Origin of the sequence: Ornithinimicrobium cavernae, from assembly GCF_003121625.1 — a bacterium.
Lineage (GTDB): Bacteria > Actinomycetota > Actinomycetes > Actinomycetales > Dermatophilaceae > Ornithinicoccus > Ornithinicoccus cavernae.
This window is the reverse complement of record NZ_QDDJ01000005.1, coordinates 26,599-52,569: the sequence shown is the minus strand read 5'-3', so window position 1 is coordinate 52,569 and position 25,971 is coordinate 26,599. Positions and strand designations below refer to the sequence as shown.

Sequence of the window (25,971 nt, the reverse complement as noted above, 5' to 3'; positions counted from 1 at the left end):
GGTTGCCGAGCAGGCCCAGCGACGGTCAGCCAGCCCCGAGAACACCGCCCTCACGCGACGGCCCGAGCTCGTGCTCGTTCAGCAGGGCCAGAGAGTCCTCCAGCGCCGTCAGGTTGTCCGGCCCGATCAGGCCCGCCCAGGTCGACCGGAGGACCTCGAAGGCGTGTTCGCTGCGTCGCAGCATGTCGCGGCCGCGATCGGTGTGCGTGAGGATGCGCGCACGCGCGTCCCTGGGGTCGACGTGCGCTTCGAGGTATCCCATGTCGATCAGCCGCTCCACCGTCTTCGCCGCCGCCTGCTTGGAGACGCCCAACGTCGCAGCGACGTCCCTGGTGGTCGCCCCCGAGCCGACGGCCTGCATCGCGAAACCGTGCGTGGAGGTCACGCCCGGGTGACCCTCCTGGGCGAGTCGTGCGTGGACCCCGTCGGTCAGCCGCTCGAAGGCCCCCAGAAGGAGGAGCGCCAGCTCATAGGCCGGACGGCCCGGTGTGTCGCGCCCGTCCACCATAGACAACCTCCTTGACCAACCCGCTCCGCGACTTGTACGGTGCCGAGTATAGACAATGTCATTGTCTACTCGTGGCCGCGTGCCCCTGCCGACACCCGAGGACGGGAGTCCCTGTCATGACCTTCACACCACACACCCTGGAGACCGCGCCGGCCGCTTCGGTGCCGGCGATGCAACAGGTGGCCAAGAAGTTCGGTGCCGTGCCCCGCGCCGTGGCGCTGCAAGCCGAGTCCCCGGCCCTGCTGACGGGCTTCCTCGCCGGGTCTGCTGCCGTGGAGCGGACGAGCCTCCCGCCGCTCGCCCGCGAGGTCGTCATCCTCACCGTCGCGGCGCGGAACGGTTGCGGGATCTGCCTGCGCATCCACGGCGCCACGCTGGCGTCCCTCGGTGGATCGGCACATCTCGAGGCCCTCACGAACCGCACCGCCCTGAGCGATCCGGCCCTCGAGGAAGCGCGACTCTTCACCGAGCGGCTCCTGGGGACCTCAGGGGACCTGCCGGACCCCGCGGTGCGCAGCTTTCTCGCCGCCGGCTTCACCCGTGAACACGCCCTCGACATCGTGTTCACCGTCGGCATCTACACGATGTCGACCCTCGCGAACCGCCTGGTGGGTGCCTGAGCGGCACCCACGCCCCGCAACCGTCGGGGTGCACCCGAGCGCCGATAGGAGACACCGATGCCTGAAGCGAACGACGTTGCCCGCCCGATCCGGACGATCTGCTACGCACCCGGACAGGACGTGGACGCCTCACGGGCGTTCTACACCGAGGTGCTCGGCCTGACCCTGTCGATGGAACGACCGGTGCTCGGGCTGACCTCTCCGGCCAACCGCACCGCCCAGGTCCTCGTCCCACCGGTCGGGTTCGAGCACCCGCAGCCGTCCTTCGGGATCGACCTGGGCCGGCCAGAGGCCGTCGACACGGCGCACGCCGCCGCGCTCGGTCGCGGTCTGCGTGTGGTCTACCCGCTCACTGACGAGCCCTGGGGTGTCCGGCGGTTCTTCGTGGAGGATCCGGGCGGGACGACCATCAACGTGCTCGCCCACCATGGCGGTCCACGGAGCGACCGCACACGCGTCACACGCGTCTCGCCCCGGTTGATCGTGCCGGATCCAGACCTGGCGTCTGCCTACTACCAGGAGGCCCTGGGTGCCGAGCAGATCCTCCGCGCCACCGACCCCGACGGACTCCCGGTCGCGGTGATCCACCGCCTCGACGGGTTCAGCTTCACGGTGTCCCCAGCCGTGGCGGAGTGGGGCTGGATCGCGCCCGACGAACTCGGCGGTGCGCCCGTGCTCGTCGAGATCGAGTGCGCGGACCAGGATGATGTGGCCGCGAGGATGGCCGACGGGGGCGGAGAGGTCGTCGTCCCCATCGAGAACCGCCCGTACGGCAAGAGGGAGGACGTGTGCGCGACCCCTTCGGCCACCTCTGGATCATCACCGGCGACCCGCGCTGAGCCACGATCCACCGCGACCGCACTCTGCGGATGGTGAGCCGGAAGCGGTACGCGCTCACGCACGACCGGACAAGCTCGAGGCACTGGCCGACACGTCGGGGGACGTCACGGGTCACACAGGCGTGACGCCGGCTGCAACGATGAGCAGGAGTGGGGTCGTCGGCGGCCCGCCACTGAAAGCGCGACTGCGAGGATGGGCATAGAGCTGTGGGACGACAACGAAAACAGCGCTCCAGGTTCGAGCCCCGAAGAGCAGTCATGTCAAGAGGAAGTGAGTGCACAACGCCTTGAGGCATCCAAGATCGCGCGATCGCGTCGCCCACGGGTTCACCGTCTCCAGCTCCCACTACTGGCCGAGGATAGACAGGAGCCTCAGCAACCTCCTGTTCGGCTTTGCCATGCTCGGGCCGGGCCTGTACCTGATCCTCAATGACCTTCCCCACACGTCGAGCTATCTTTCGCAGATCGTTCTCAGCGGGATGCCGACGACGCTTGGGGGGATCAGCATCATCTTCGGCTGCATCGGAATGACCACTGGCCTGGCGGGCGCTGCGCGCAAGGGCGATGACGCGATCGACCTGGAGTTATCTTCGCAGGGGATCACGGTGCAGGGAGGCTACGAGATCCCCTGGGAAGGCATTTCTCACGTCACCAGCATCACGTACTACAACCGGGCACCACTTCAGATCAGTTGGGATCGGGCTGACCTGAATCGTGCCTTCGTGCTCCACCTCAAGGAGCACCTGGGTATCCCGAGGATTGTCACGAAGGACGGTGTGCCGGAACTGAAGGTCAAGGTCGTTCATTACCCTGCCGTCGACTACATGCCACTTCATGAGTCGGTCATCTCTCAGTTCGAACGCCGACGCATCCCGGTCGACGTCGAGTGGAAATCGAAGGAGACGTAGCGGTCGTGGCAGGCGCCGCCTCAGGAGCCTCCGGCGCGATTGGCTCATAGGCACGAGATCGCTCGACGACTACTCGCACCTTGGCACGCGGCGCGCCAGGCAGGGGGATCACGCGAAATCTAGCGGCTCGCTCGCGCTTCGCGCAGGAGCGGGAGGATTCCGACCGCGATCGTGGTCACGGCGGAGAAGGCCCCGAGGCCGAGCAGGGCCCAACCCGCCAGGTGTGCGTCGGACTCATCCTCCACTTGAAGGCCGCTGGTGCCTCTGCCCGGTAGCCACCACCCGATCGCGTGCTCGGGGGTCAGCAGCGCGACCAGTCCCCACCCGATGAGCATGAGCCACAAGGCGCACGACGCCACGCGGAGGACCAGAGTGCCGGTGACCGCGGACCGAGGCAGGAGAACCAACGCCGGAGCACTCGAGGCCACCAGCGTCAGGGCGCTGCAGGCCACGAAGACGCCCCACACGCCCCAGGAGAGATACATCGCGCACCCGCCGACCGCCAGCATCGCCACTGCGGCGAGCATCGCCCAATATTTTGCACCAGGACGCAGTTGAGATCCCTCTGTCTGGCGGGAGTCCACTGGCTTACCGCCCTTCCGCCACAGCGATTGTCAGACGTTGAACCGGAACTCCACCGCATTCCGGCACAAAAGGCCATCTGATCAACTGGGGTCAGAGACGCTCAGCAGGACTCCCTCACCGCCCGTGAAAGCGATTCCGGCGAAGGTCGCCGCTCGAGCGACTTCGACGAACCCCAGGCCGGTGTGCAAGTCGATCGACGCGGGATTCCGGGCGTTGATCACGCTGAGGACTGGCTCTCCTGGCACGGAATCCGCGGTCACGCGCAGAACAGCCTGGATACCGCACCAGCCGACGGCGACACCATCCTTCTCGGCCATCAGGAGGACCGGAAGCCGCTCGATCAACTGACCGGCAGCATCGAGATGTTCCTCGACCGTGCCGCCGCGAGAAGACATCACAGCCGCCAGGCCACGAACATCATCCGGCTTCGCTGCCCTGATTCCGACCGCCCCTTGAGAAATCACCGAACGCGCGCTCGGCTCATAAGCCACGAAATCGCTCACACGGCTCCCCGTCTCGAAACAGTTCGGCACGCAGTCGAGATCACGCGGCACCCAGTGGCGTGATCGCGTCGATCTGCTTGCCTGCGCGATCCTCCGCGCGATCCAGCTCGTAGTGGCTCTGCAGACTGATCCAAAACTCCGCCGACGTGCCGAAGTACTTCGCAAGCCGCAACGCCGTGTCCGCCGTGATCCCCCGCTTGCCGTGCACGATCTCGTTGATGCGTCGCGGCGGCACTCCGATCGACACGGCGAGCTTGTTCTGAGTGATCCCGAATCCCTCGATGAAGTCCTCCATGAGGACCTCGCCCGGGTGGATCGGCGCGATCTTGTCAATGGTAGTCAACGATCTCCACCTCCTCCGGTCCGGCGTCCGTCCACACGAAACAGATCCGCCACTGGTCGTTGATCCTGCTGCCGTGCTGTCCGACTCGATCGCCCTTCAGCGCCTCGAGACGATTTCCCGGTGGCGTCCGCAAGTCACTCAACGCGATCGCGGATCCCACCTGACGAAGCTTGCGCAGCGCTACCCGCTGGATCCGAGGATCGATGGATGGCACACGCTCACGACGCCACAGCCGTTCGGTGTCCTTGCTCCCGAACGATCTGATCACGCGACCAGCGTATAACGCAGAGCGTCAATAACGCTAGACGTTAAACCGGAACTCCACCACGTCACCGTCGGCCATCACGTAGTCCTTGCCCTCGATCCGGACCTTGCCAGCGGCCCGGGCGTCAGCCATGGAGCCGGCCGCGTCCAGGTCCTCGAAGGAGACCACCTCGGCCTTGATGAAGCCCCGCTGGAAGTCGGTGTGGATCACGCCCGCCGCCTGGGGAGCGGTCCAGCCGTTGCGGATCGTCCAGGCCCGGGTCTCCTTGGGCCCTGCGGTCAGGTAGGTCTGCAGGCCGAGGTTCTGGAAGCCGACCCGGGCCAGCTGCACCATGCCGGGCTCGGAGACGCCCACCGACTCGAGCAGCTCGGCGGCCTCGTCCTCATCGAGCTCGGCGAGGTCCGCCTCGAGCTTGGCGTTGAGGTAGATCGCCTCGGCGGGGGCCACCAGGGCCGCCAGCTCATCGTGCAGCGCGGTGTCGGTGAGCCCCTCCTCGTCGAGGTTGAAGACATACAGGAACGGCTTGGTGGTTAGCAGTCCCAGGCCCCGCGCCAGGTCCATGTCGACACCGGCCGCGGCCCCCTTCGCAAAGAGGGTGTCCCCCTGCTCCAGGACCTTCTGCGCGGCCAGGGCGGTGTCGAGCACGGCCTTGTCGGTCTTCTTGCCCTTGACCTCCTTCTCGAGCCGCGGGACGGCGGACTCGAGCGTCTGCAGGTCGGCCAGGACCAGCTCGGTGTTGATCGTCTCGATGTCGTCCTTGGGGCTGACCCGCCCGTCGACGTGGACCACGTCGTCGTCCACGAAGGCGCGGACCACCTGGCAGATCGCGTCCGCCTCGCGGATGTTGGCCAGGAACTTGTTGCCCAGCCCCTCGCCCTCGGACGCACCGCGCACGATGCCGGCGATGTCCACGAAGCTGACGGGCGCGGGCAGGATCCGGGCGCTGCCGAAGATCTCGGCGAGCCGGTCGAGCCGGCGGTCCGCCAGCGGCACCACCCCGATGTTGGGCTCGATCGTGGCGAACGGGTAGTTCGCCGCGAGCACCGTGTTCTTGGTCAGGGCGTTGAAGAGGGTCGACTTGCCGACGTTGGGCAGGCCAACGATTCCGATAGTGAGTGCCACGGGGTCAGGAGTCTACCGGCCGGCGACCGGCCCTCCGGCCGCGCGGCCGGAAGGTCAAGGTTCGTCAAAGTTTCCCTCGGGCCGGAACCAGCACCCCACTCACGCCGTCGGTTTCCATGGCGGTTCGAGTTGACCCCCTCGCCGCCAGGGGGAGACACAGAGGAGCACAGACATGAAGCGTACGAACCTGAACACCACCCGCCGTGGCCTCGGCCTGGTCAGCGCGGCAGCCGCGGCAGCCCTCCTGCTCACCGCCTGCGGTGGCGAGGAGGAGACTCCGGCCCCCGACGCGGCCCAGGAGGAGGTCGCGGACACCCCCGAGGAGACCGAAGAGACCGCCGACGCGGCGGCCGAGACGGAGGCGCCCGAGAGCACCGAGGTCACCGGGGCCCCGGCCGACGACGTCGCGGCGGAGACCCAGGACGGCGCCGATGCCGCCGCGGAGACCGAGGCTCCCGCCGAGGGTGGCGCGGCCGCGGACTTCGAGACGGCTGCGCCGGGCACCGAGCTGGCCTTCGGCGAGCCGGCCGTCCTGCACACCCAGGAGCGCGAGGAGGGTGAGGAATACTACGCCTTCGGGTACGTCGAGTCCTCCGTCACCGAGATCGTGAAGGGCGACGCCTCGTTCTTCGAGCTGTTCGAGGACACGGAGGAGTACAAGGGGATGACCCCGTACTTCATCATGTCCGAGCACGAGGTGCTCTACGCCGAGGGCGACGAGGGCGGCACGAACCTTGAGCCCGGCTTCGAGGGTGTGCTCGACGACGGCAGCCCCGCCCAGGGCCTGATCGTCATCAGCACAGGCATCGCCGAGTGCCCCAACGAGTACTTCGAGGACTTCGTCACCGGCGCGACGGCCACCACGTGCAACGTGGCACTGGCACCCGAGGGCCAGGAGGTGACCGGTGCGGTGTGGACCGGCGTCCGTGAGATCGACGGCGGCTTCAGCGAGAACGCCTACCTGGAGGCCCCGGTCAGCTGGAGCTGACCCGGCGAGAGGGCGGCCCGCCGACCCTCGACCTCTCCCCACCCGACCCAGCGCCCCCGTCAGGCAGTATGCCGACGGGGGCGTCGGCATACCCCCTCACCAGGTCTCCTCCCCCGCGGGTGACCGACCCTCCCGCAGGGAGGTCCGGGAGGGGCCGACCCTGCCCCGTGCTACGGTCATGGCGTCCTACATCCCCGACCCGGGGCCGAATCCGGCCCGACCGCGGTTGAGCGGGTGAGCCCACGCCGGGACGAGCTGGCGCCGATCGGCAGCCACCACCCGGGCGAACGATGAACGCTGCGCACCACCGGTGCGCAGCGTTCCGCTGTGCCAGCTGCGCGGCGCACGAGATGAGACGAGGTGGTGACCGCTCGATCCGGTGGCTCAGCCCTGCCCTGGGGCACGGCCGCTCGTTCCCGACCACGACGACCAAGGACTGATTCATTTGGACGACTCGACGTTCCAGTTCGGCACCCTCTCGGTGGTTGCCCTCCTGCTGCTCTTCTACGGCGGCACCTTCTACATCTCCACCCGGATCGGCAAGCGCGAGGAGAACGCCGACGACTACATGACGGCCGGCAACAACGTCGGCTTCGGTATCTCCGCCGCGAGCATGACGGCCACCTGGATCTGGGCCTCCTCGATGTACGCCTCGGCCACGTCGGGCTACACATACGGCATCTCCGGACCCATCCACTACGGCCTCTGGGGCGCCCTGATGATCCTGTTCATCTACCCCTTCGGCAAACGGATCCGCGCAGTCGCCCCGCGGGCACACACCCTGGCGGAGGTGATGCGCGCGCGGCACGGCCGCTCCAGCCAGTTGATGCTCGCCGGCTCCAACGTCGTGGGCAGCGTGATCAGCCTGATGTCCAACTTCATCGCCGGCGGCGTGCTGATCAGCATGCTGTCCCCCTTCACCTTCATCCAGGGCGTCCTCATGGTCGCCTCCGGCGTGCTGCTGTACACGCTGTGGTCGGGCTTCCGCGCCTCCGTGCTCACCGACTTCGTGCAGGTCGTGGCGATGCTCGGAGCCGTCGCCGTCCTGGTGCCCGTTATCTTCTTCGCCGCCGGGTTCCCGGCTGCCTTCGAGACCGGTGCCATCCACGTCACCGCCCAGCAGGAGAGCTTCTTCTCCAGCGACGCGTTCATGAACCAGGGAGCGCCCTACATCGCGGCCGTGCTGGCCTACGCGATCGGCAACCAGACCATCGCCCAGCGCCTGTTCGCCGTGCGCGAGGACCTGATCAGGCCGACCTTCATCACCGCCACCGTCGGCTACGGGGCGATGGTCATCGGCGTCGGCATGCTGGGTGTCCTGGCCCTCTACCTCGGCATCACCCCCGAGGGGGGCGAGGTCAACAACCTGGTGCCCCAGATGGCCTCGGAGTACCTCCCGCCGGTGCTCATCGCCGTCTTCTTCATCATGATCATCGGCGCGCTCTCCTCCACCGCGGACTCCGACCTGTCGGCCCTGTCCTCGATCGCCATGGCCGACATCTACGGGCAGAACGTGGCAGGAAAGGACGCGGCGAACCCCAAGGTGATGCTGCTCGTGGGCCGCGCCACCATGGTGCTGGCCTCGGCCGTCGCGGTCGCTTTTGCGAGCCTCCAGCTCAACATCCTGGACCTGCTGGTCTTCGTCGGTGCACTGTGGGGTGCCCTGGTCTTCCCGGTGATCGCCAGCTTCTACTGGAACAAGGTGACCAACCGGGCGTTCACCACGGCCGTCATCGCGGCGCTGGCCCTGTTCCTCCCCGTCCGGTTCGAGCTGATCCCGATGACGGGTCTGCTCGCGATCGCGATCGACCTCATTGCCGTGGTCGGTGTCGGTGTGGTCCTGGGGCTGATGTCCTTCGGCTTCTTCGGGCTGCGGGTGGCGCGCGTCGTCGGGCTCCTGGCCTCCTTGGCGGCCGCGCCCTTCGCCATCGGCGCGCTCCACGAGTACGCCACCCTCTCGGCCTCGCTGGTGGCCTACGCGGTGAGCACCGTCGTGTGCTGGGCGATGTCGGTCGGCAACTCCGAGCCGTTCGACTTCGCCCTCATCCGGCGCCGCACCGGTGACTTCGACGAGACGCCGGCAGAGGCGACACCGACACCCGTCGGCGCCGCCCTCTCACGCGACGACCGCGATGACCTCGACCCGACGACTGCAGGGAGCCTCCGATGAGCACGACCGTCCTGACCATCTACGTCCTGATGTGGCCCGTCCTCGTGGCCGCTGTGCTCTTCGTGATCAGCCGGGCGTTCTTCGGCGAGTGGCGCAGTGCCCGACGCAGGGGCGAGGACCTCGTCTGAGTGATCCGGCACAAGGCGGCGGTGTCCGGCACAGGCTGGCACCGCCGCTGCCCTCACACGCCGACCGGCGCCGACGCGTCTCCGCCCAACGGGTGGCTGAGCTCGTCCTCGGGCAGGCGCGCCCACAGGATGGCCACCACGGCGAACAGCACCGGCAGCACGCCGGCCAGCAGGAAGGTGGTCCGGAGCCCGATGAGGGTCGACACCGGTCCCGCCATGGCCATGGACACCGGCATCAGTGAGATGGAGACGAAGAAGTCCAGGCTGGAGACACGCCCCAACAGGTGCGACGGCACGCGACGCTGCAGCAACGTTCCCCAGATGACCGTGGGCGCGGAGAACAGGACGCCGAGCACCGCGGCCGAGCCGACCACCTGCCAGATGCCAGTGGCGAACCCCATGGCGACGAAGGGCAGGCACCCGAGGCCCCACATGAGGATCATCCAGGTGAGGTAGCGCCGCGGCATGGGGAGCGAGGCCATGGCCAGTGACCCCAGAGCGCCACCGAGGCCGAACCCCGCCAGCACCATCGCGTGGTCCCCCGCGTCCCCGCCCAGTCCGTCCTTGAGCAGGAAGGGCACGAGGACCTCGAGCGGACCCATCATGACCAGGATCATGAGCGAGGCGAACAGCAGCGTGGCCAGGAACCAGGGCGTCCGCCGCAGGTAGCGGAAGCCCTCGGCGAGGTCGCCCAGCAGAGCGCGCAGCGGGCCGTCGGCCCCGCGCTCGTCACCGCTGCGGCGCACCGGGGTGAGTGGCACCCCCAGCAGGAACAGGAGACCGACCACCGAGCAGCCGGTCGCCGCGGCCATGGCCGCGCCGGGCGAGAGCGCCGCGATCAGGGCACCGGCCAGGGCGGGCCCCGCGGCCTGCTGGAGGGTCGGCCGCAACATGCCCTCGATCCCGTTGACCGCCATCAGGTCCTCAGCCGGCACCAGTGCCGGGAGCCACGCGGAGTAGGCCGGGAAGTAGAAGGCCATGACGACACCGCCGAGGAGGCCGATCACCATGAGGTGCCAGAGCTGGGTGAGATCGCTGAGGGCCAGGAGGGCGGCCGTCCCGAACAACCCGACGTGCGCCACCTCCACGGCCACGAGCACGGTCTTCTGCGCGACGCGGTCGGCCACCACTCCCCCCGCCAGCGCAGCGACGACCACGCCGATGGCCGACGTCGTCGTGACCATCGACAGCTCCCCCGCGCCGCCACCCAGACGGATGACCTCCCACACCAGCGCGACGACCCACAGCCCGCCACTGAGCAGAGAGAAGACCAGGGCGGCACCCAGCCGGCGGTAGGCGGTGTGCCGGAACGGCGTCAGCGCACGGGGCAGGCCGCGCCCGTGCGGGCGCTGCGACTCGTCGTGATCCGCCATCGCCCACCTCCTCGGACGAGAGTCCCATGCAGGACGACACCCGCGGAAGCCGTTTTCCCCGGCTCTGTCAGTGCCCTCTGACACGGTGTGGCCATGGACACCTCGACGCTCCTGGTGGGACTGGCCGCGGCAGCGCTCGGCCTGCTCATCGGATGGATGCTCGCCCGCTCCTCCGCCTCGGCCGCGCTGGCCCGCACCCGGGCCGAGCGCGACCTGTTGGGCGAGCGGCTGACCGCCCGTGAGTCACTGGACGAGGACGACCGGCAGACCGCCGCCGAGCTGGCCCCCCTCCGCCTGGCGCTGTCCCGCGTCGAGGCACAGGTCCGCGAGCTGGAGCGGGACCGGCAGGAGCAGTTCGGGTCCGTGGGCGAACGACTAGGCGAGGTGGCACGCCAGACCGCTGAGCTGCGGGAACAGACCGCCGGCCTGTCGGGTGCGCTCAACTCCTCCGGCGTGCGGGGCACCTGGGGCGAGTCCCAGCTTCGCCGCATCCTGGAGCACTCGGGCATGCTCGCGCGCTGCGACTTCGACGAGCAGGTCAGCGCCGTGAGCCAGCACGAGGTGACGGTGCGGCCGGATGTCGTCGTCCACCTGCCGCAGGACAAGGTGCTGGTGCTGGACAGCAAGGCTCCGCTCAGCGCGTTCCTGCGCGCCCAGGCCGATGGTCTCCCGCACGACGAGCGCACCGGGTTGCTGCGCCAGCACGCCCGAGCCCTCCGCGGCCACGTCGACAGTCTGGCCGGGAAGGCCTACTGGAGCGCGTTCCGCACCAGCCCGGAGCTGGTGATCTGCTTCGTGCCCAGCGACGCGGTGCTCGCAGCGGCCCTCCAGGCCGCCCCGGACCTCTACGACCACGCTCAGTCCAGGAAGGTGGTGCTGGCCTCCCCCGCGACGCTCCTGGCACTGCTGCGGGCTCTCGCCTTCGCCTGGCAGCAGGACACCCTGGAGGGCAACGCGCGCGAGCTCGTCCGTCTGGGCAGCGAGCTGCACCAGCGCCTCGGGACGCTGGGCAGGCACGTCACGGCCATGGGGTCAGCCCTGCGCCGCTCGGTGGAGACCTACAACAGCATGATCGGCACACTCGAGTCCCGGGTCATGGTCACCAGCCGGAGCCTGCAGGAGGCCGGAGTGGCCGGTCCGGGCCACCCGACGCTCGAGCCGGTGACCGCAGCGGTGCGTCCGCTGACGGCTCCCGAGCTCATCACCGAGGAGCTGGCCGAGGTGGCCGGCACACGGGAGGAGATCGACCCGGCGCTGACCACCCCGGTGACGGGCGGGGGGTCCCCGTCCTACTCCTCGGAGAGCTGGCGCAGGAACGCCTGACCGCGCTCGCTGGTGGGGTTGTCGAGCACCTCCTCCGGCGTGCCCTCCTCGACGATCTGCTTGTCGGCCATGAGGACGACGCGGTCGGCGGCGCGGCGGGCGAAGCGCATCTCGTGGGTGACCACGATCATCGTCATGCCCGCGTCGGCGAGCTCACGCATCACGTGGAGCACCTCACCGACCAGCTCGGGGTCCAGTGCCGAGGTCGGCTCGTCGAAGAGCATCACTGCCGGGTCGAGGGCCAGGGCCCGGGCGATCGCGACCCGCTGCTGCTGCCCGCCGGACAGGCTGTCCGGATAGACGTCTGCCTTCTCACCCAGGCCGACCCGGTCGAGGAGCTCCTCCGCGCGCTGCCGGGACTCCTGCGCGGAGCGCCCCAGCACGTCGCGCTGAGCCATCATGATGTTCTCCGCCACGGTCATGTGCGGGAACAGGTTGAAGGCCTGGAACACCATGCCGATCCGCGACCGGATGCGGTTGATCTCCGCCTCCTGATAGCTGAGTCGCTGACCGTCCACCTCGATGGTCCCGGAGGTGATCTTCTCCAGGCCGTTGATGCACCGCAGCAGAGTGCTCTTGCCGGCACCGGAGGGGCCGATGAGGACCACGACCTCACCGGTGTGGACGTCCAGGTCCACCCCGTCGAGGACCACGTTCTCGCCGAACGTCTTCACGATGTCGCGCATGCTGACCAGGGGCTGCCCCTGGGATGTGCTGGTCATGGCCTGCCCTCCGACTTCCGGTTCGCCGCGCTGGTCAGTGGTGTGCCCCCACCGTTGCTCCCGGTGGTGGCGCCCTGCTCGACCGGCCGCCGGTGCTTGCTCAGTGAGAACTCGAGCCGGTTCACCACGAAGGTGAGGATCAGGACGATGACCAGGTAGTACACGGAGACCATGAGGTACATCTGCAGGGGCTCGTAGTTCTGTGCCTGGAGGTTGCGCGAGGTCTGGAAGAGCTCGGTCATCCCGATGAAGGAGACGAGCGAGGAGTCCTTGACCGCGATGATGAACTGGTTGCCCAGCACCGGCAGCGTGGTGCGCAGCGCGAGCGGTGCCTGGATCCGGCGCAGGGTCTTGCGCCTGCTCATGCCGAGCGAGCGGGACGCCTCCACGAGCCCCTTGGGGACCGCCTGGAAGCCGGAGCGGAAGATCTCGGCGATGTAGGCCGAGTTGTGCGCGGCCAGGGCGAGCGCCCCCGCCCAGAACGCCGGCATCTTCGCGATCTCGGAGATGCCGAAGTACAGGACGAAGATCTGGGCGATCAGTGGCGTGCCCCGGATGACCCCGATGTAGGCGGTCGCCAACCAGCGCAGCGGCCGGAACCGGCTCATCGCCATCCACGCGATCACGCCGCCGAGCACCATGGCGATGGCCAGGGCCACCGCGGTCAGGCGCAGGGTCACCAGGGTCGCCTCGAGGAAGAGCGGCGCGTACTCGATGAAGCTGTCGAAGAAGCTCATCGTCGGGGCTCAGTCACCGCTGGTCTGCTCGGCATCATCTGCCGGCTGGCCGGAGCTGGACTCGAGGATGTTCTGTCCGAACCACTTCTCCGAGATCTCGGCGTACGTGCCGTCCTCGATGATGGTCGCCAACGCTGCGTTCAGCTCGTCCACGAGCTCGGTGTTGCCCTCACGGACGGCGAAGGCCGGCTCCTCGGTGTAGAGAGGCTCCCCGCACGCACGGAGGTCACGGTCCGCCTGGTCGATCTGGTAGAGCCCTACCAGCCGGTCCGTCATGCCGCCGTCGAGGCGCCCGACCTCCGTGTCCTCCAGCGCCGTGATGTCAGAGGTGAAGGTGCGGATCTCGCCGACCCAGTCCTGCTCGTTGAGGAAGCTCTCGTAGGTCGTTCCGGAGGCCACCCCGATGACCGGGCTGTCCATCTGGGTCGGGTCCTGACAGTCGCTGTCGTTGGTCACGAAGACCGTCGCACCAGAGAGGTAGTACGGGTCCGTGAAGTCGACCTGCTCGTCGCGCTCCTCGGTCGGTGTCATCGACGCGATGAGCACGTCGTAACGGTCGCTCTTGACACCCTGGATGAGGCTGTCGAAAGCACCGGTCTGGGTCTCCAGCTCGAGCTCCAGCTCCTCGGCGATCGCGACAGCGATGTCGTAGTCGAAGCCGGTCAGCTGGTCTCCCTCGAAGTGGCTGAAGGGCTGGAACTCACCACTCATCGCGACGACGAGCGTGCCGTCGTTGAGCAGCTTCTGGTCGCCGCCGCCGCAGGCCGTCAGGGCCAGGGAGGCAGCAGCCACCGCAACGAGTGCACCGGCGCGCCGGCCGTTCTTGGGCGTGGTCTTCATCAGTAGATCCTTCTTCCGTGGAGGTCTTACCCGTCGAACCTAGAAAGGTCAGGAGGGCAGGTCAAACCGACCCGCTGGGGGTGGACAACGCCGTGGGGATCCGCTATCACGCGCACGCGATGCACCCCGTCAAGACATTCCACATAGCGAGCGACCATCGATTCCTCGGCCTTGTTTCGTTGCCGATTCGTGATCTTCGACCTGCCATCCCGGACAATCTCGGCTACGGTCATTGACTCGGAGGGCGCCATGGCCCTCTGGACATCGAGACGCACCAAGGAGACAACCGATGGACGACTTCTGGAGCAGCTACGACTGGGCAGGGATGGCGCAGAAGGTCGTCATCGCCCTGCTCATCCTCATCGCGACCTGGATTCTTGCCCGCGTCGTGAAATGGGCGATAGGCAAACTGGTAGGCAAGATCAAGGCCCTGCAGCGCCAGGGAAATGACGGCCAGTCCCTCGGTGAGTCGATCGGGCAGATCGCCTCACTCCTGGTGTGGCTGTTCGGTCTCGTGGCCGTCCTCCAGGTGTTTGCCCTGCGGGACGTGCTGACTCCGATTCAGGGAATGCTCGACGCGATTCTGCAGTACGTCCCGAACATCATCGGCGCCGGCTTCGTCTTCTTCATCGGCTATGTCATTGCCAAGATCGTCCGGCAGCTGGTCGTGACCGGTCTCAACGCGGTGGACCTCGACGGTCTGATGCGCCGGGTGTCGCCGGAGACCGCCGCGGACGCCATCACTGGTGACCGTGCCCGCGCCGGCCAGCCCCTCGCCGCCGAGCCGGGCGCGCCCACCGGCGCGACCGCCGTGCAGCCCAGCACCGGTGCCAAGGTGACGTCCATCATCGGCAACCTGGTCTTCGCGATCATCCTCATCGTCGTCTCGATCGCGGCCCTGCAGATCCTGGGGATCGCGGCCATCTCCGACCCGGCCGTCTCCATGCTGAACACCATCCTCAACACGATCCCGGCGATCATCGCCGCGGCGGTCATCCTGGGGATCGGCTACCTGATCGCCAAGTTCGCCGGTGACCTGCTCGAGAGCACCCTCCAGGGCATGGGCACCGACCGGGCGATCGCCAGCATGGGCATCGTGCCGGAGGGCAGGAGCGCCTCCAGCGTCATCACCACGATCGTCAAGGTCGGCATCATGCTGTTCTTCGGCATCATGGCCGCGCGGGCCCTGAACTTCCCGGAGATCACCGAGATCCTCAACGAGGTCCTCGAGCTGGGTGGCCGGGTCCTGTTCGGCGGCGCGATCATCGCCGCCGGCTTCCTGGTGGCCAAGCTGGTGTCCAACGCCATCGGCGACGGCACTGCCAGCACGGTGATCCGCTACGCCATCCTCGTGCTGTTCGCCGCGATGGGCCTGCAGTACATGGGCATCGCGGACTCCATCATCAACCTGGCCTTCGGTGCCGTGGTCGTCGGCGGTGCACTGGCTGCTGCCCTCGCCTACGGTCTGGGTGGCCGCGACGCGGCCGCCCGCTCGCTGGAGCGGATGCGGGAGAAGGCCGACACCTCCTCCGACACCCCGCCCCTCTGATCCACGCCACAAAGGGCGCCCACGGTCAGCCGTGGGCGCCCTTTGTGGTGCGGGAACGGGTCAGTGCAGGGAGCCGGCGTCGTGGCGGATCTTGGCCGCCTCGACACCGTCGCGGGCCTTCAGGTCCCGCCGGATCTCGTGGGGCAGCGCGAACAGCAGCGACTCCTCGGCAGCCGTGATCGGCCTGACGTCCTCGAACCCGCGGTCGGCGAGCCACTGGAGCACGTCGCGGACCAGGACCTCGGGCACGCTCGCCCCACTGGTCACACCGACGGTGGAGACGCCCTCCAGCCACGCCTCGTCGATCTCGTCGGCGTAGTCGACCAGGTGACCGGCCCGGGCGCCGTGCTCGAGGGCGACCTCGACCAGGCGGACCGAGTTGGAGGAGTTCTGCGAGCCGACCACGATCATCAGGTCGCACTCCCCGGCCATCTGCTTCACCGCTACCTGCCGGTTCTGGGTGGCGTAGCAGATGTCGTCACTGGGCGGGTCCTGCAGCTTGGGGAACCGCTCGCGCAGCCGGCGGACGGTCTCCATCGTCTCGTCGACCGACAGGGTGGTCTGGGAGAGCCAGACGACCTTGTCCGGGTCGCGCACCTCCACGTCGGGGACCTCGTCGGGACTCTGCACGAGCACGATGTGGTCGGGGGCCTCGCCTGCGGTGCCCTCCACCTCCTCGTGGCCCTCGTGCCCGATGAGGAGGATGTCGTAGTCCTCGCTGGCGAACCGGACGGCCTCGCGGTGCACCTTGGTCACCAGCGGGCAGGTCGCGTCGATCGTCTTCAGCTGCAGCGCGGCGGCCTCCCGGTGGACGGCCGGGGAGACGCCGTGGGCGGAGAAGATCACCGTGGCGCCCTCGGGCACCTGGTCGGTCTCGTCCACGAAGATCGCTCCGCGCTTCTCGAGCGTGCGCACGACGTGCTTGTTGTGCACGATCTGCTTGCGGACGTAGATCGGCGGACCGTAGAGGTCGAGAGCCTTCTCGACCGTGACGACAGCTCGGTCGACACCGGCACAGTAGCCGCGGGGCGCGGCCAGCAGCACGCGCTTGGACACCTGGTCAGTGGGAAGGGCAGTCACGGTCTCCATCGTAGGCGACCAGCCGCGGAAGTCCGCTTCGCGCACAACCGCACAAGGGGGTATGCCGCGTGGTGGCCGCGGCAGGTCGCCGGCGGCGGTCCGGTGGCACCCTCACCGCGGCGGGCCCCGGTGCGCGGATCGTCCGTGTCTGGGTGAGGATGGGCGGTATGCCGAATCCCGCCACTCCCCGTCAGCTCGCCGACCGCTTCGTCCACGACCTGGCAGACCTGGACCCCTCCGTCGCTACCGGCCTCGGGCTGAACCCGCAGGACGACCGTCTCCCGGACCTGTCCCCGGCCGGTTACCAGGCCAAGGTCGACCTGGCCTCGTCCGTGCTGGCCGAGCTGGACAGCCTCGAGGAGGAAGCGGGCTCCGACGGCTGGGACGACCTGGAGCGGCGGTGCGCCACCCTGCTGCGGGACCGGCTCGGCATACAGGTCGAGGCCCACGCCGCAGGCGAGCACCTCCGCGAGATCCGCAACATCTTCGGCCCGCCCCAGGCGGTCCGGCAGATCTTCTCCATGATGCCGTCGAGCACCGAGCAGGACTGGGGCGTCATCGCGCGTCGCATGGCGCGCGTCCCGGAGGCCTACCGGTCGTGGACACTGACCCTCGACGAGGGCACGGCACGCGGACTGTTCGCGGCGCCGCTGCAGGTCCGGACCGTCATCGAGCAGCTCACCGAGTGGGCGGACACCCACTGGTGGCACGACTTCGTCGCCGGCGCCCCCTCGTCCCTGCAGGGCGAGCTCACCGCTGCCGCCGAGACCGCGACCGCCGGCACCATCGAGCTGCGCGACTACCTGCGTGACACCTACCTGCCGGCGACCGACGGCACGCCCGACGCGGTCGGTGCCGAGCGCTACCGGCTCAACGCGCGTCGCTGGATGGGGGCCGACCTGGATCTGGAGGAGGCCTACGCCTGGGGCTGGGCGGAGTACCAGCGGATCAACGCCGAGATGCAGCAGGTCGCCGAGCAGATCCTGCCGGGCTCGACCCCGGTCGAGGCGATGCGCCATCTCGACGAGCACGGCGAGATCGTGCACGGTGTGGACGAGGTGCGCGAGCGCCTCCAGCAGATGATGGACCAGGCGATCCAGGACCTGGACGGCACGCACTTCGACATCGCCGAGCCGATCAAGAAGGTCGAGGCGATGATCGCACCGGCCGGCAGCGCTGCCGCGCCCTACTACAGCCGTCCGTCGATCGACTTCTCCCGCCCGGGGCGCACCTGGCTGCCCACGATGGGGCGCACCAGCTTCCCGATGTACGACCTGGTCAGCACGTGGTACCACGAGGGCGTTCCCGGCCACCACCTGCAGCTGGCCCAGTGGGTGCACGTCGCACCGCAGCTGTCGGTCTACCAAACCAGCCTGGGGTCCTCCAGCGGCGCGACCGAGGGCTGGGCGCTGTATGCCGAGCGGCTGATGGACGAGCTGGGTTACCTGGACACCGAGGCCCGGATGGGCTACCTGGACTGCCAGATCATGCGGGCCATCCGGGTCGTCATCGACCTCGGCATGCACCTGCAGCTGCCGATCCCGGAGGACTCCCCCATCGCTCCGGGCGAGACGTGGACGCCGGAGCTGGCCAACCAGTTCTTCGCTGCCCACTCCGGCCGGCCACAGGACTTCATCGACTCCGAGATCATCCGTTACCTGGGCTGGCCGGGACAGGCCATCAGCTACAAGCTCGGTGAGCGGGCGTGGCTGGCCGGGCGCGAGGGCGCGCGTGCGGCCCGGGAGGCGCGGGGCGAGGAGTTCGACCTCAAGGCCTGGCACATGGCTGCGCTGTCCCTCGGGGCGCTCGGGCTGGACGACCTGACCCGGGAGCTCAGCGCGCTCTGACCGCGGGCCGCCACCGCCCTGTCGCGTCGGCTGCCCGACCGGGGTGTCGCCGGCGTCCGTGGCCCGCCGTGTCCGTCGTTGCGCCTATCGTGTCGCACGTGAGCCAGTCACCCGCCCCGCGTTCCCTGCCGGCCACGGCCCGGGACACGACGGCAGAGACGCCGTGGCCGGTGCGCACGCTCTCGATGAAGATCTCCGACTACGTCGACAAGATGTCGCCGCTGTGGGTCGAGGGCCAGATCGTGCAGCTCAACCGCAGGGCGGGGATGTCGTGGGCCTACCTCACGCTGCGTGACACGGACGTCGACATGTCCCTGTCGGTGTCCATCCCGGTCCCGGCGCTGGACACCCTCGCGGCACCGCCCGAGGCGGGTGCCCGCGTGGTGGTGCACGCCAAGCCCACGTTCTGGACCAAGCGCGGGGCGCTGCAGCTGGAGGCCAGGCAGATCCGCCACGTCGGCGTCGGCGAGCTGCTCGCGCGGCTCGAGCACCTCAAGCAGCTGCTGCGCTCCGAGGGGCTGTTCGAGCCCGGCCGCAAGAAGCCGCTGCCGTTCCTGCCGCGCACGATCGGCCTGGTGTGCGGACGCAACACGGCGGCTGAGCGGGACGTGGTGATGAACGTCCGGCGCCGCTGGCCCGCCGCCCGGTTCGAGATCCGCAACGTCTCGGTGCAGGGTCCTTCGACGGTCACGGCCGTCAGCGAGGCGCTGGCCGAGCTGGACCTGCTGCCCGAGGTCGAGGTGATCGTGCTGGCGCGCGGTGGCGGCTCCTTCGAGGACCTGCTCCCGTTCAGCAACGAGGCGCTGGTCCGGGCCGTGGCGACCGCCCGCACCCCGGTCGTCAGCGCCATCGGTCACGAGACCGACACCCCGCTGCTGGACTACGTCGCCGACTACCGCGCCTCGACACCGACGCACGCGGCGACGAGGATCGTCCCGGACCAGCAGGAGGAGCTGCGCGGGCTGACCGCGACCCACGGCCGCGGGCGCCAGGCCCTGCAGCGCCGGATCACCGAGCAGCGCCGCCGCCTGGAGGCTGTCATGAGCCGACCCGTCATGGCCGACCGCCAGGCCATCATCACGGCCTACCGGCGCGACATCGGGACGACGGTGGAGCGCGGTCGCCACTGCGTCACGGCACTGGTGTCGCGCGAGGGTGAGCGCGTTGCGGGCCTGGCGCGACACCTGCGGGCGGTGTCACCGCAGCACACCCTGGAGCGGGGCTACGCCGTCGTGCGCCACAGCGACGGCACCATCGTGCGCGACATCGACGAGGTCGCCGCCGACGAGCTGCTGCGCGTGACGGTGGCCCGGGGTGACTTCGGCGTCCGGCCGGTGGCGGAGCCCGCACCGGTCGTCGGCAGCAACGACAGGAGAGCCTGATGAGCGAGCCCCCACCCGACCCCGACCAGGACGCGATCGAGCTCGCGCACCAGCTGTTCGACCTCGCCCGGCAGGGGCGGACCGACCGGTTGGTGCCCTACCTCGACGCAGGCGCACCGGTCGACCTGACCGACGCGTCGGGCAACACCCTGGTGATGCTCGCCGCCTACCACGGACACGCCGACCTCGTGCGCGAGCTGGGTCGTCGCGGGGCCGACGTCGACCGGCTCAACGACCGCGGACAGTCACCGCTGGCCGGCGCGGTGTTCAAGGGCGAGCCGAGCGTCGTGGCGGCCCTGCTGGAGCACGGTGCGGATCCGGACGCCGGCCAGCCGACGGCACGGGCGACGGCGGAGCTCTTCGGCCGCTCGGACCTGCTCCCCCCTGCCTGACGCCCGTCCGCCCGACTGTTCACCCGGCATACGGTCGCGCCGTTAGAGTCGTTCCATGAGCTCCGACAGCACTGCAGGGACCCCGCCCGTCGCCGACCTCAGCTATGAGGAGGCCCGGGACGAGCTGGTCGCGATCGTGTCGCGGATCGAGGGTGGGAGCGCCTCGCTCGAGGAGTCGATGGAGCTGTGGGAGCGCGGCGAGGCACTGGCCGCGCACTGCCAGGCCAAGCTGGACCAGGCCCAGGAGCAGCTCGACCGGGGCGCGACGCCGTCCGCGGCGGGCGACGCGGGGTCGCAGCTCGGTGCTGAGTCGGCGCCGGAGGACGGTGGCCCCCTGGCGGATGACGCGACCGACGAGGACGACACCACTGATGCCTGAGGCCGGCTCCCGCACGCTCCTGGCCGTGGAGGACCTCCCGCGGTTGCGCATCATCGAGGAGCGCGACGCCCCCGCGGTGCTGGACGCCTTCGACGATGACGCGATGCGGCGGCAGGGCACCATCCGCACCCTCGAGGAGGCCCGCAACTGGGTCAGCTTCATGGGCGGGCGCGGCGAGCGGCTGGCGCTGGCGGTCGCCCTGGGGGGCCGGATGATCGGCGCGGTCGTGGTCAGCTCCATCGACCAGGAGAACGAGACCGGCTGGTTCTGGTACTGGATGCACCGGGACTACCGGGGGCGGGGCTGGATGTCGCGGGCCGCCGTCACCCTGGCCGACCACGCGCTCACCGAGATGCTGCTGCACCGGCTCGAGCTCGGCCACCGCGCCAACAACCCCGCCTCCGGCGGCGTCGCCCGGGCCGCCGGTTTCATCATGGAGGGCATCGAGCGCGAGAAGTTCCTGGTCAACGGGGTGCGGGTGGACGTCCACACGTACGCGCGGCTGGCTACCGACCCGTGGCCCGAGACCCAGCGCCTGCCGCTCGACCTCTGACTGACCGGTCGACGGGACCGGGCGGCTACCGGCTGTCCGCGGCCTCCAGGAGCCCGATGAACTCCTCGATCTCCGGCCACTCGGCGGTGCCGCGCACCACGGTCGTGCCCACCCGGTCCTCCCCCGGGCCGAGCACCACGGCACGCTCCTCCCCCTCGTAGGCCGTCCACTCCTGCGGGCCGTCCGGCCCGGTGATGGTGCGGGTGCCCACTTCCTCGCCGGCCTTCTCGGTCAGCGCCCCGAGCCACTCCTGGGTGGCCTCCGCGGTCTGGGAGATCTCGACGTAGTCCTGCGCCGGGGTGACCAGACCGACCCGCCACGACGGCTGACCGGCGAAGGTCTGGAAGTGGGCGAAGTTGGCGGTCCACTCCTCGCCCAGCACGGCCTCGGGAGTCCACACCGGCAGGTCGGACTCCTCAGCGGCCCAGCTCGACACCGGCGCCACGTCCACCTCGCGCCGCTCGAGCTCGTCGGGGTTGGGCATCAGGGCCCACCACGCGAACGCCAGGGCGAAGACCGCCAGCACGGAGTAGACCATGTTGGCGACCGAGTAGTTCTGCAGCCGCTTCAGCGCCTTGTTGCCCGCCGGCGGCTGTCCGGGGGCGGGGTTCGGCTCGGTCTCGGTCGTGCTGCTCACGTCCCTATCGTCCCACCTCCTGCTGAACGGTAGTGTCGGGTCAGCAACGACGCCCACACAGCGAGGAGCACCATGGCCACCGAGGACGCCCGCAGCACGTCGCACGAGTCGGTCCTCCCCGACCGCAACCTGGCCCTGGAGCTGGTGCGCGTCACCGAGGCCGCGGCCCTGGCCGCCGCCCGGTGGGTCGGCATGGGGGACAAGAACCGCGCCGACGGTGCGGCCGTGGCCGCCATGCGCAAGGTCATCTCCGGCGTCGCCATGGACGGCATCGTCGTCATCGGCGAGGGCGAGAAGGACGAGGCGCCGATGCTGTTCAACGGCGAGAAGGTCGGTGACGGCACCGGTCCCCGCGTGGACGTGGCGGTCGACCCGATCGACGGCACGACCCTGACCGCCAAGGGCATGGACAACGCCATCGCCGTGATGGCCGTCTCCGAGGCCGGGACGATGTACGACCCCAGCGCCGTCTTCTATATGGACAAGCTCGTGACCGGACCCGACGCGGCCGACGTCGTCGACATCCGCCTGCCGGTCCGCGAGAACGTCCGCCGCGTCGCCAAGGCCAAGAAGCGTGGTGTCGAGGACGTCACCGTCGTCATGCTCGACCGGCCCCGCCACGACCACCTCGCCCAGCAGGTCCGGGAGGCCGGCGCCCGTCTGAAGTTCATCACCGACGGCGACGTGGCCGGCGGGATCGCCGCCGCCCGCGAGACGTCGGGCATCGACATGCTGCTCGGCGTCGGGGGGACCCCCGAGGGCATCATCACGGCCTGCGCGGTCAAGGCGATCGGCGGGGTCATCCAGGGCAAGCTGTGGCCCAAGGACGACGAGGAGCGCCAGCAGGCCCTCGACGCCGGCCACGACCTGGACGCGGTCCTGGCCACGGACGACCTGGTGACGGGCGACAACTGCTTCTTCGTGGCGACCGGCATCACCAACGGCGAGCTGCTCCGCGGGGTGCGCTTCGCCGGCTCCGGCTCGGCCATCACCTACTCGTTGGTGATGCGCTCCAAGTCCGGCACCATCCGCGAGATCGAGGCGCACCACCGCCTCAACAAGGTGGCCGACCTGGTCGGACGTGGCACGCGGGGCTGACCGGCGATGACCGCCCCGACGGGGCCACCGCCCCCCACCGGTCGGACCCTGGTGGTGGGTGAGGCGCTCATCGACATCGTGGTCGGCCCCGACGGGCGCCAGGAGCACGTTGGTGGGTCACCGGCCAACGTCGCCGCCGGGCTGGCGAGACTGGCACACGCGGTCGACGTCCTGACCCACATCGGCACCGACGAGCGCGGCAACCGCATCACGGGGCACCTGGCCGCGGCGGGGGTGCGGCTGGTGCCCGGCAGCGACGGTGCGGCGCACACCCCGACCGCGACGGCACACCTCGACGCGGACGGCGTGGCCACCTACCACTTCGACCTGGCCTGGGACCTCCCCGCCGTCGACCTGAGGGGCGCGGGGCACCTGCACACCGGGTCGATCGCCGCCACCCTCGAGCCGGGCGCCAGCCAGGTGCTGGAGCTGGTGCAGGCCGCCCGGCGCCACGCGACCGTAAGCTACGACCCCAACCTGCGACCCAGCATCATGGGTGAGCCCCACGACGTGCGGTCCCGGGTGGAGGAGCTGGTCGGTCACACCGATGTGGTCAAGGCCAGTGACGAGGACATCCAGTGGCTGTATGCCGGCACGCCCGTCCCCGAGATCGCCCGCCTGTGGGGTCGGCTGGGTCCGTCCGTCGTCGTGATCACCCAGGGCCCGGGCGGCGCCCTCGTGGTGGTCCCCGGCGCCGGCGAGGAGATCCTGGTGCCCGCCGCCCCGGCCGCGGTCGTCGACACCGTCGGCGCGGGCGACTCGTTCATGGCCGGGCTGCTGTCCGGTCTGTTGGACCAGGGCCTGGTCGGGGACGCGGCCGCCCGGGAGCGGCTGCGCCGGGCCGGGCTGTCCGGCATACTCCCGGCTGTGGAGCGTGCCCTGGCCTGCGCGCACTGGACGATCGAGCGGGCCGGTGCCGCCGCACCGACCCGCTCCGACCTGTCTGGCTGACCTCCGGTCAGGCGGTCGCCCCGGCCTCCATCCGCCGCGCCCGCTCCAGGGCCCGCTTGCGGTCCTCCTCGCTGTCTGCCGCGATCTGCAGCGCCGCCTCCTCGTTGCGGGTCAGGTTGTCGCCCGTCTCCGGGTCGAAGACGTGCATGAGCAGCGGGTCGAAGAAGAACTTCGCCCGCTCGCCCTCACGGACCCGCGAGCGCGCCTCGAGGTTCACGACCATCTGCGTGCGCATGCCCTCGCCGTCCAGGTCGCGGTCGAGCTCGTCCAGCTTGGACTGCACGGAGGGGTCCGCCTCGAACGGGACGTAGGCGTAGAGCTCGTTGCCGAGCCACTCGGTGACGTCGACGTCCGCCTCGAAGTGGATCGCGTTGCCGCCCGGCTCCTGGATCGCCGAGTCCTTGATGAACTCCGGACGCAGACCGACGATGACCAGCTCCTTGCCCGCCACCTTCGGCGCGAACTCCTCGCCGAAGCTCACGTCGCAGAACGGCAGCTTGAGCAGGTTGCCCTCCACCCGTGCGGGCAGGAAGTTCATCGGTGGGGAGCCGATGAAGCCGGCGACGAACAGGTTGACCGGCTGCTCGTAGAGCTCACGCGGGGAGGCGATCTGCTGCACCACGCCCTTCTTGAGCACGGTGACCCGGTCGCCCAGGGTCATCGCCTCGGTCTGGTCGTGCGTGACATAGATCGTCGTCTGCCCCAGCCGGCGCTGCATGCGGGCGATCTCGGTGCGCATCTGCCCGCGCAGCTTGGCGTCCAGGTTGGACAGCGGCTCGTCGAACAGGAACGCGTCCGCGTCCCGCACGATGGCCCGGCCCATCGCCACCCGCTGACGCTGACCGCCGGAGAGGTTGGCCGGCTTGCGGTCCAGGTGGTCCTTGAGCTCGAGCATGTCCGCCGCGTCGTTGACCCGGCGCTTGACCTCGTCCTCGCTGATCGAGCCCTTGTTGAGCCGCAAAGGGAAGGCGATGTTCTCGTAGACCGACAGGTGCGGGTAGAGCGCGTAGTTCTGGAAGACCATCGACAGGTTGCGGTCGCGCGGGGCGAGCTCGTTGACCCGTTTGCCGTCGATCATCAGGTCGCCGGAGGTGATGTCCTCCAGGCCGACGACCATCCGCAGCAGCGTGGACTTGCCGCAGCCGGACGGGCCCACCAGGATCATGAACTCGCCGTCGGCGATGTCCATGCTGACCGCCTTGACCGCCTCGTAGCCGTCCGCGTAGACCTTGCCGAGCTGCTTGAGCTGGATCTGTGACATGTGCAGGTTCTCCTTGGGTTGAGCGGGCCTCAGCCCTTGACGGCGCCGGAGGTCAGCCCGGCCACGATGCGCTTCTGGAAGATGAGGACCAGGATCACGACGGGGATGGTCACGATCACGGCAGCGGCCGAGATCGCGCCGATCGGCTGCTCGAACTGGCTGGCGCCGGTGAAGAACGCCAGGGCCGCCGGAACGGTCCGGGCGTTCTCCGAGGTCAGCGAGATCGCGAAGACGAAGTCGTTCCACGCGGTGAAGAAGGTGATGATGCCGGTGGTGAAGACACCGGGAGCGGCCAGCGGGACGATCACCTTGCGGAACGCCTGCCAGCTGGTGGCGCCGTCGACCTGGGCGGCCTGCTCCATCTCCCACGGGATCTGTTGGAAGAACGCGGAGAGCACCCAGATCGCCAGCGGCAGGGTCAGCGCCAGGTAGGGGATGATCAGGCCCGGGATCGTGTCGAAGAGCCCGACGGAGCGCCAGGTGTCGAACAGCGGCGTCACCAGCGAGATCACCGGGAAGAACGAGACCCCCAGGGCCACCAGCAGGATCATCTTCTTGCCCGGGAAGTCCAGGCGTGCGATCGCGTAGGCGCAGAAGGTCGCCAGCACCACCGAGATGATGGTGGCGGCCAGACAGACGATGATCGAGTTCCACAGGGCCGGGAGGAACAGGTCACTGGCACCCCCGGTGAGGATCAGCCGGAAGTTCTCCCAGGTGAACTCGCGGGGGAAGTACTTGCCGTCGGCCTGGATGGAGTTGGGCTTGACGGCCAGGGAGAAGATCCAGAACAGCGGGATCAGGGTCCAGAGCATGACGGGGATCGAGACCGCGAACAGGCTCCACTTCTGCTTCGGTGTGGCGTCCATGT

General features: G+C 69.3%; 29 protein-coding genes. 15 read left to right on the top strand and 14 right to left on the bottom strand.

Annotated features, from left to right (window positions below; all coding sequences use genetic code 11):
• Positions 1-25: 25 nt before the first annotated feature.
• A complete protein-coding gene (locus DA085_RS06505) occupies positions 26-508 on the bottom strand; it encodes a MarR family winged helix-turn-helix transcriptional regulator (RefSeq protein WP_109472155.1) in 483 nt (160 codons plus the stop codon).
• A gap of 116 nt (positions 509-624) precedes the next feature.
• On the opposite strand from DA085_RS06505, the gene DA085_RS06500 reads away from it, so the two are divergent.
• From DA085_RS06500 to DA085_RS06490, 3 genes are all read left to right on the top strand, one after another.
• Positions 625-1,128, top strand: a complete 504-nt coding sequence (locus DA085_RS06500) for a carboxymuconolactone decarboxylase family protein (protein WP_109472154.1) — start codon at positions 625-627, stop codon at positions 1,126-1,128.
• Positions 1,129-1,185: 57 nt separating this feature from the next.
• Positions 1,186-2,004, top strand: a complete 819-nt coding sequence (locus DA085_RS06495; protein ID WP_109472153.1) for a VOC family protein — start codon at positions 1,186-1,188, stop codon at positions 2,002-2,004.
• 238 nt (positions 2,005-2,242) lie between these two features.
• Positions 2,243-2,875 carry a hypothetical protein gene (locus tag DA085_RS06490; protein ID WP_109472152.1) on the top strand — a complete coding sequence of 211 codons (633 nt, stop codon included), beginning with the start codon at positions 2,243-2,245 and terminating at the stop codon, positions 2,873-2,875.
• A 119-nt stretch (positions 2,876-2,994) separates the two neighbouring features.
• On the opposite strand, the gene DA085_RS06485 is transcribed toward DA085_RS06490, so the two are convergent.
• From DA085_RS06485 to ychF, 5 genes are all read right to left on the bottom strand, one after another.
• Positions 2,995-3,402 (bottom strand): hypothetical protein, encoded by a 408-nt coding sequence (locus DA085_RS06485; protein WP_109472151.1) that lies wholly within the window; start codon positions 3,400-3,402, stop codon positions 2,995-2,997.
• A gap of 138 nt (positions 3,403-3,540) precedes the next feature.
• Positions 3,541-3,963, bottom strand: a complete 423-nt coding sequence (locus DA085_RS06480) for a GNAT family N-acetyltransferase (protein WP_154402120.1) — start codon at positions 3,961-3,963, stop codon at positions 3,541-3,543.
• A 40-nt stretch (positions 3,964-4,003) separates the two neighbouring features.
• Positions 4,004-4,306, bottom strand: coding sequence for a HigA family addiction module antitoxin (locus DA085_RS06475; RefSeq protein ID WP_109472149.1), 303 nt, complete (start codon positions 4,304-4,306; stop codon positions 4,004-4,006).
• Entirely contained in the window at positions 4,293-4,574 is a 282-nt protein-coding gene (locus tag DA085_RS06470; protein ID WP_109472148.1) for a type II toxin-antitoxin system RelE/ParE family toxin, read from the bottom strand. The genes DA085_RS06475 and DA085_RS06470 overlap by 14 nt, the downstream gene beginning before the upstream one ends.
• Before the next feature lie 33 nt (positions 4,575-4,607).
• On the bottom strand, positions 4,608-5,693 hold the full coding sequence (gene ychF / locus DA085_RS06465; RefSeq protein ID WP_109472147.1) for a redox-regulated ATPase YchF: 1,086 nt from the start codon (positions 5,691-5,693) through the stop codon (positions 4,608-4,610).
• A 172-nt stretch (positions 5,694-5,865) separates the two neighbouring features.
• Between ychF and DA085_RS21295 the strand changes: the two genes are divergently transcribed.
• The 3 genes from DA085_RS21295 to DA085_RS21545 all read left to right on the top strand — a co-directional run bounded on the left by DA085_RS21295 (position 5,866) and on the right by DA085_RS21545 (position 8,979).
• A complete protein-coding gene (locus tag DA085_RS21295; protein ID WP_202619129.1) occupies positions 5,866-6,681 on the top strand; it encodes a hypothetical protein in 816 nt (271 codons plus the stop codon).
• A 445-nt stretch (positions 6,682-7,126) separates the two neighbouring features.
• Positions 7,127-8,851 carry a sodium:solute symporter family protein gene (locus DA085_RS06455; protein WP_109472146.1) on the top strand — a complete coding sequence of 575 codons (1,725 nt, stop codon included), beginning with the start codon at positions 7,127-7,129 and terminating at the stop codon, positions 8,849-8,851.
• Entirely contained in the window at positions 8,848-8,979 is a 132-nt protein-coding gene (locus DA085_RS21545) for a putative transporter small subunit (RefSeq protein WP_237565342.1), read from the top strand. Before DA085_RS06455 ends, DA085_RS21545 begins: the two co-directional genes overlap by 4 nt.
• A gap of 53 nt (positions 8,980-9,032) precedes the next feature.
• On the opposite strand, the gene DA085_RS06450 is transcribed toward DA085_RS21545, so the two are convergent.
• Positions 9,033-10,352, bottom strand: coding sequence for an MFS transporter (locus tag DA085_RS06450; RefSeq protein WP_109472145.1), 1,320 nt, complete (start codon positions 10,350-10,352; stop codon positions 9,033-9,035).
• 93 nt (positions 10,353-10,445) lie between these two features.
• On the opposite strand from DA085_RS06450, the gene DA085_RS06445 reads away from it, so the two are divergent.
• A complete protein-coding gene (locus DA085_RS06445) occupies positions 10,446-11,675 on the top strand; it encodes a DNA recombination protein RmuC (RefSeq protein WP_109472144.1) in 1,230 nt (409 codons plus the stop codon).
• Here DA085_RS06445 and DA085_RS06440 read toward each other — a convergent pair.
• From DA085_RS06440 to DA085_RS06430, 3 genes are read right to left on the bottom strand one after another with little or no spacing between them, the layout of a single operon-like run.
• A complete protein-coding gene (locus tag DA085_RS06440; protein WP_109472143.1) occupies positions 11,642-12,397 on the bottom strand; it encodes an amino acid ABC transporter ATP-binding protein in 756 nt (251 codons plus the stop codon). The two genes, DA085_RS06445 and DA085_RS06440, sit on opposite strands and share 34 nt — an antisense overlap.
• Positions 12,394-13,134 (bottom strand): amino acid ABC transporter permease, encoded by a 741-nt coding sequence (locus DA085_RS06435; protein ID WP_109472142.1) that lies wholly within the window; start codon positions 13,132-13,134, stop codon positions 12,394-12,396. Before DA085_RS06435 ends, DA085_RS06440 begins: the two co-directional genes overlap by 4 nt.
• 9 nt (positions 13,135-13,143) lie before the next feature.
• Positions 13,144-13,974: a transporter substrate-binding domain-containing protein gene (locus tag DA085_RS06430; protein ID WP_109472141.1), complete on the bottom strand. Its 831-nt coding sequence runs from the start codon at positions 13,972-13,974 to the stop codon at positions 13,144-13,146.
• 289 nt (positions 13,975-14,263) lie between these two features.
• On the opposite strand from DA085_RS06430, the gene DA085_RS06425 reads away from it, so the two are divergent.
• Positions 14,264-15,523, top strand: coding sequence for a mechanosensitive ion channel (locus DA085_RS06425; RefSeq protein WP_109472140.1), 1,260 nt, complete (start codon positions 14,264-14,266; stop codon positions 15,521-15,523).
• A 60-nt stretch (positions 15,524-15,583) separates the two neighbouring features.
• Here the strand turns inward: DA085_RS06425 and DA085_RS06420 are convergent, their stop codons facing one another.
• Positions 15,584-16,612, bottom strand: coding sequence for a 4-hydroxy-3-methylbut-2-enyl diphosphate reductase (locus tag DA085_RS06420; RefSeq protein ID WP_109472139.1), 1,029 nt, complete (start codon positions 16,610-16,612; stop codon positions 15,584-15,586).
• Positions 16,613-16,770: 158 nt separating this feature from the next.
• Between DA085_RS06420 and DA085_RS06415 the strand changes: the two genes are divergently transcribed.
• The 5 genes from DA085_RS06415 to DA085_RS06395 all read left to right on the top strand — a co-directional run bounded on the left by DA085_RS06415 (position 16,771) and on the right by DA085_RS06395 (position 21,156).
• Complete coding sequence (locus DA085_RS06415; RefSeq protein ID WP_237565340.1) at positions 16,771-18,450, top strand: DUF885 domain-containing protein; 1,680 nt, start codon at positions 16,771-16,773, stop codon at positions 18,448-18,450.
• Between the two features lie 98 nt (positions 18,451-18,548).
• Positions 18,549-19,832 carry an exodeoxyribonuclease VII large subunit gene (gene xseA / locus DA085_RS06410; protein ID WP_109472138.1) on the top strand — a complete coding sequence of 428 codons (1,284 nt, stop codon included), beginning with the start codon at positions 18,549-18,551 and terminating at the stop codon, positions 19,830-19,832.
• Positions 19,832-20,224 (top strand): ankyrin repeat domain-containing protein, encoded by a 393-nt coding sequence (locus DA085_RS06405; protein ID WP_109472137.1) that lies wholly within the window; start codon positions 19,832-19,834, stop codon positions 20,222-20,224. The genes xseA and DA085_RS06405 overlap by 1 nt, the downstream gene beginning before the upstream one ends.
• 55 nt (positions 20,225-20,279) lie before the next feature.
• On the top strand, positions 20,280-20,603 hold the full coding sequence (locus DA085_RS06400; protein WP_109472136.1) for an exodeoxyribonuclease VII small subunit: 324 nt from the start codon (positions 20,280-20,282) through the stop codon (positions 20,601-20,603).
• Positions 20,596-21,156 carry a GNAT family N-acetyltransferase gene (locus DA085_RS06395; RefSeq protein ID WP_109472135.1) on the top strand — a complete coding sequence of 187 codons (561 nt, stop codon included), beginning with the start codon at positions 20,596-20,598 and terminating at the stop codon, positions 21,154-21,156. Before DA085_RS06400 ends, DA085_RS06395 begins: the two co-directional genes overlap by 8 nt.
• Before the next feature lie 25 nt (positions 21,157-21,181).
• On the opposite strand, the gene DA085_RS06390 is transcribed toward DA085_RS06395, so the two are convergent.
• On the bottom strand, positions 21,182-21,793 hold the full coding sequence (locus tag DA085_RS06390; protein ID WP_109472134.1) for a DUF4245 domain-containing protein: 612 nt from the start codon (positions 21,791-21,793) through the stop codon (positions 21,182-21,184).
• Between the two features lie 72 nt (positions 21,794-21,865).
• Here DA085_RS06390 and glpX point away from each other — a divergent pair, with 72 nt between their 5' ends.
• Positions 21,866-22,891: a class II fructose-bisphosphatase gene (gene glpX / locus DA085_RS06385; RefSeq protein ID WP_109472133.1), complete on the top strand. Its 1,026-nt coding sequence runs from the start codon at positions 21,866-21,868 to the stop codon at positions 22,889-22,891.
• 6 nt (positions 22,892-22,897) lie between these two features.
• Positions 22,898-23,842 carry a carbohydrate kinase family protein gene (locus DA085_RS06380; RefSeq protein WP_109472132.1) on the top strand — a complete coding sequence of 315 codons (945 nt, stop codon included), beginning with the start codon at positions 22,898-22,900 and terminating at the stop codon, positions 23,840-23,842.
• Positions 23,843-23,849: 7 nt separating this feature from the next.
• On the opposite strand, the gene DA085_RS06375 is transcribed toward DA085_RS06380, so the two are convergent.
• Both DA085_RS06375 and DA085_RS06370 read right to left on the bottom strand, forming a co-directional pair.
• Positions 23,850-25,103 (bottom strand): ABC transporter ATP-binding protein, encoded by a 1,254-nt coding sequence (locus DA085_RS06375; RefSeq protein WP_109472131.1) that lies wholly within the window; start codon positions 25,101-25,103, stop codon positions 23,850-23,852.
• A gap of 29 nt (positions 25,104-25,132) precedes the next feature.
• Complete coding sequence (locus DA085_RS06370) at positions 25,133-25,969, bottom strand: carbohydrate ABC transporter permease (protein ID WP_109472130.1); 837 nt, start codon at positions 25,967-25,969, stop codon at positions 25,133-25,135.
• Between the last annotated feature and the right edge of the window lie 2 nt (positions 25,970-25,971).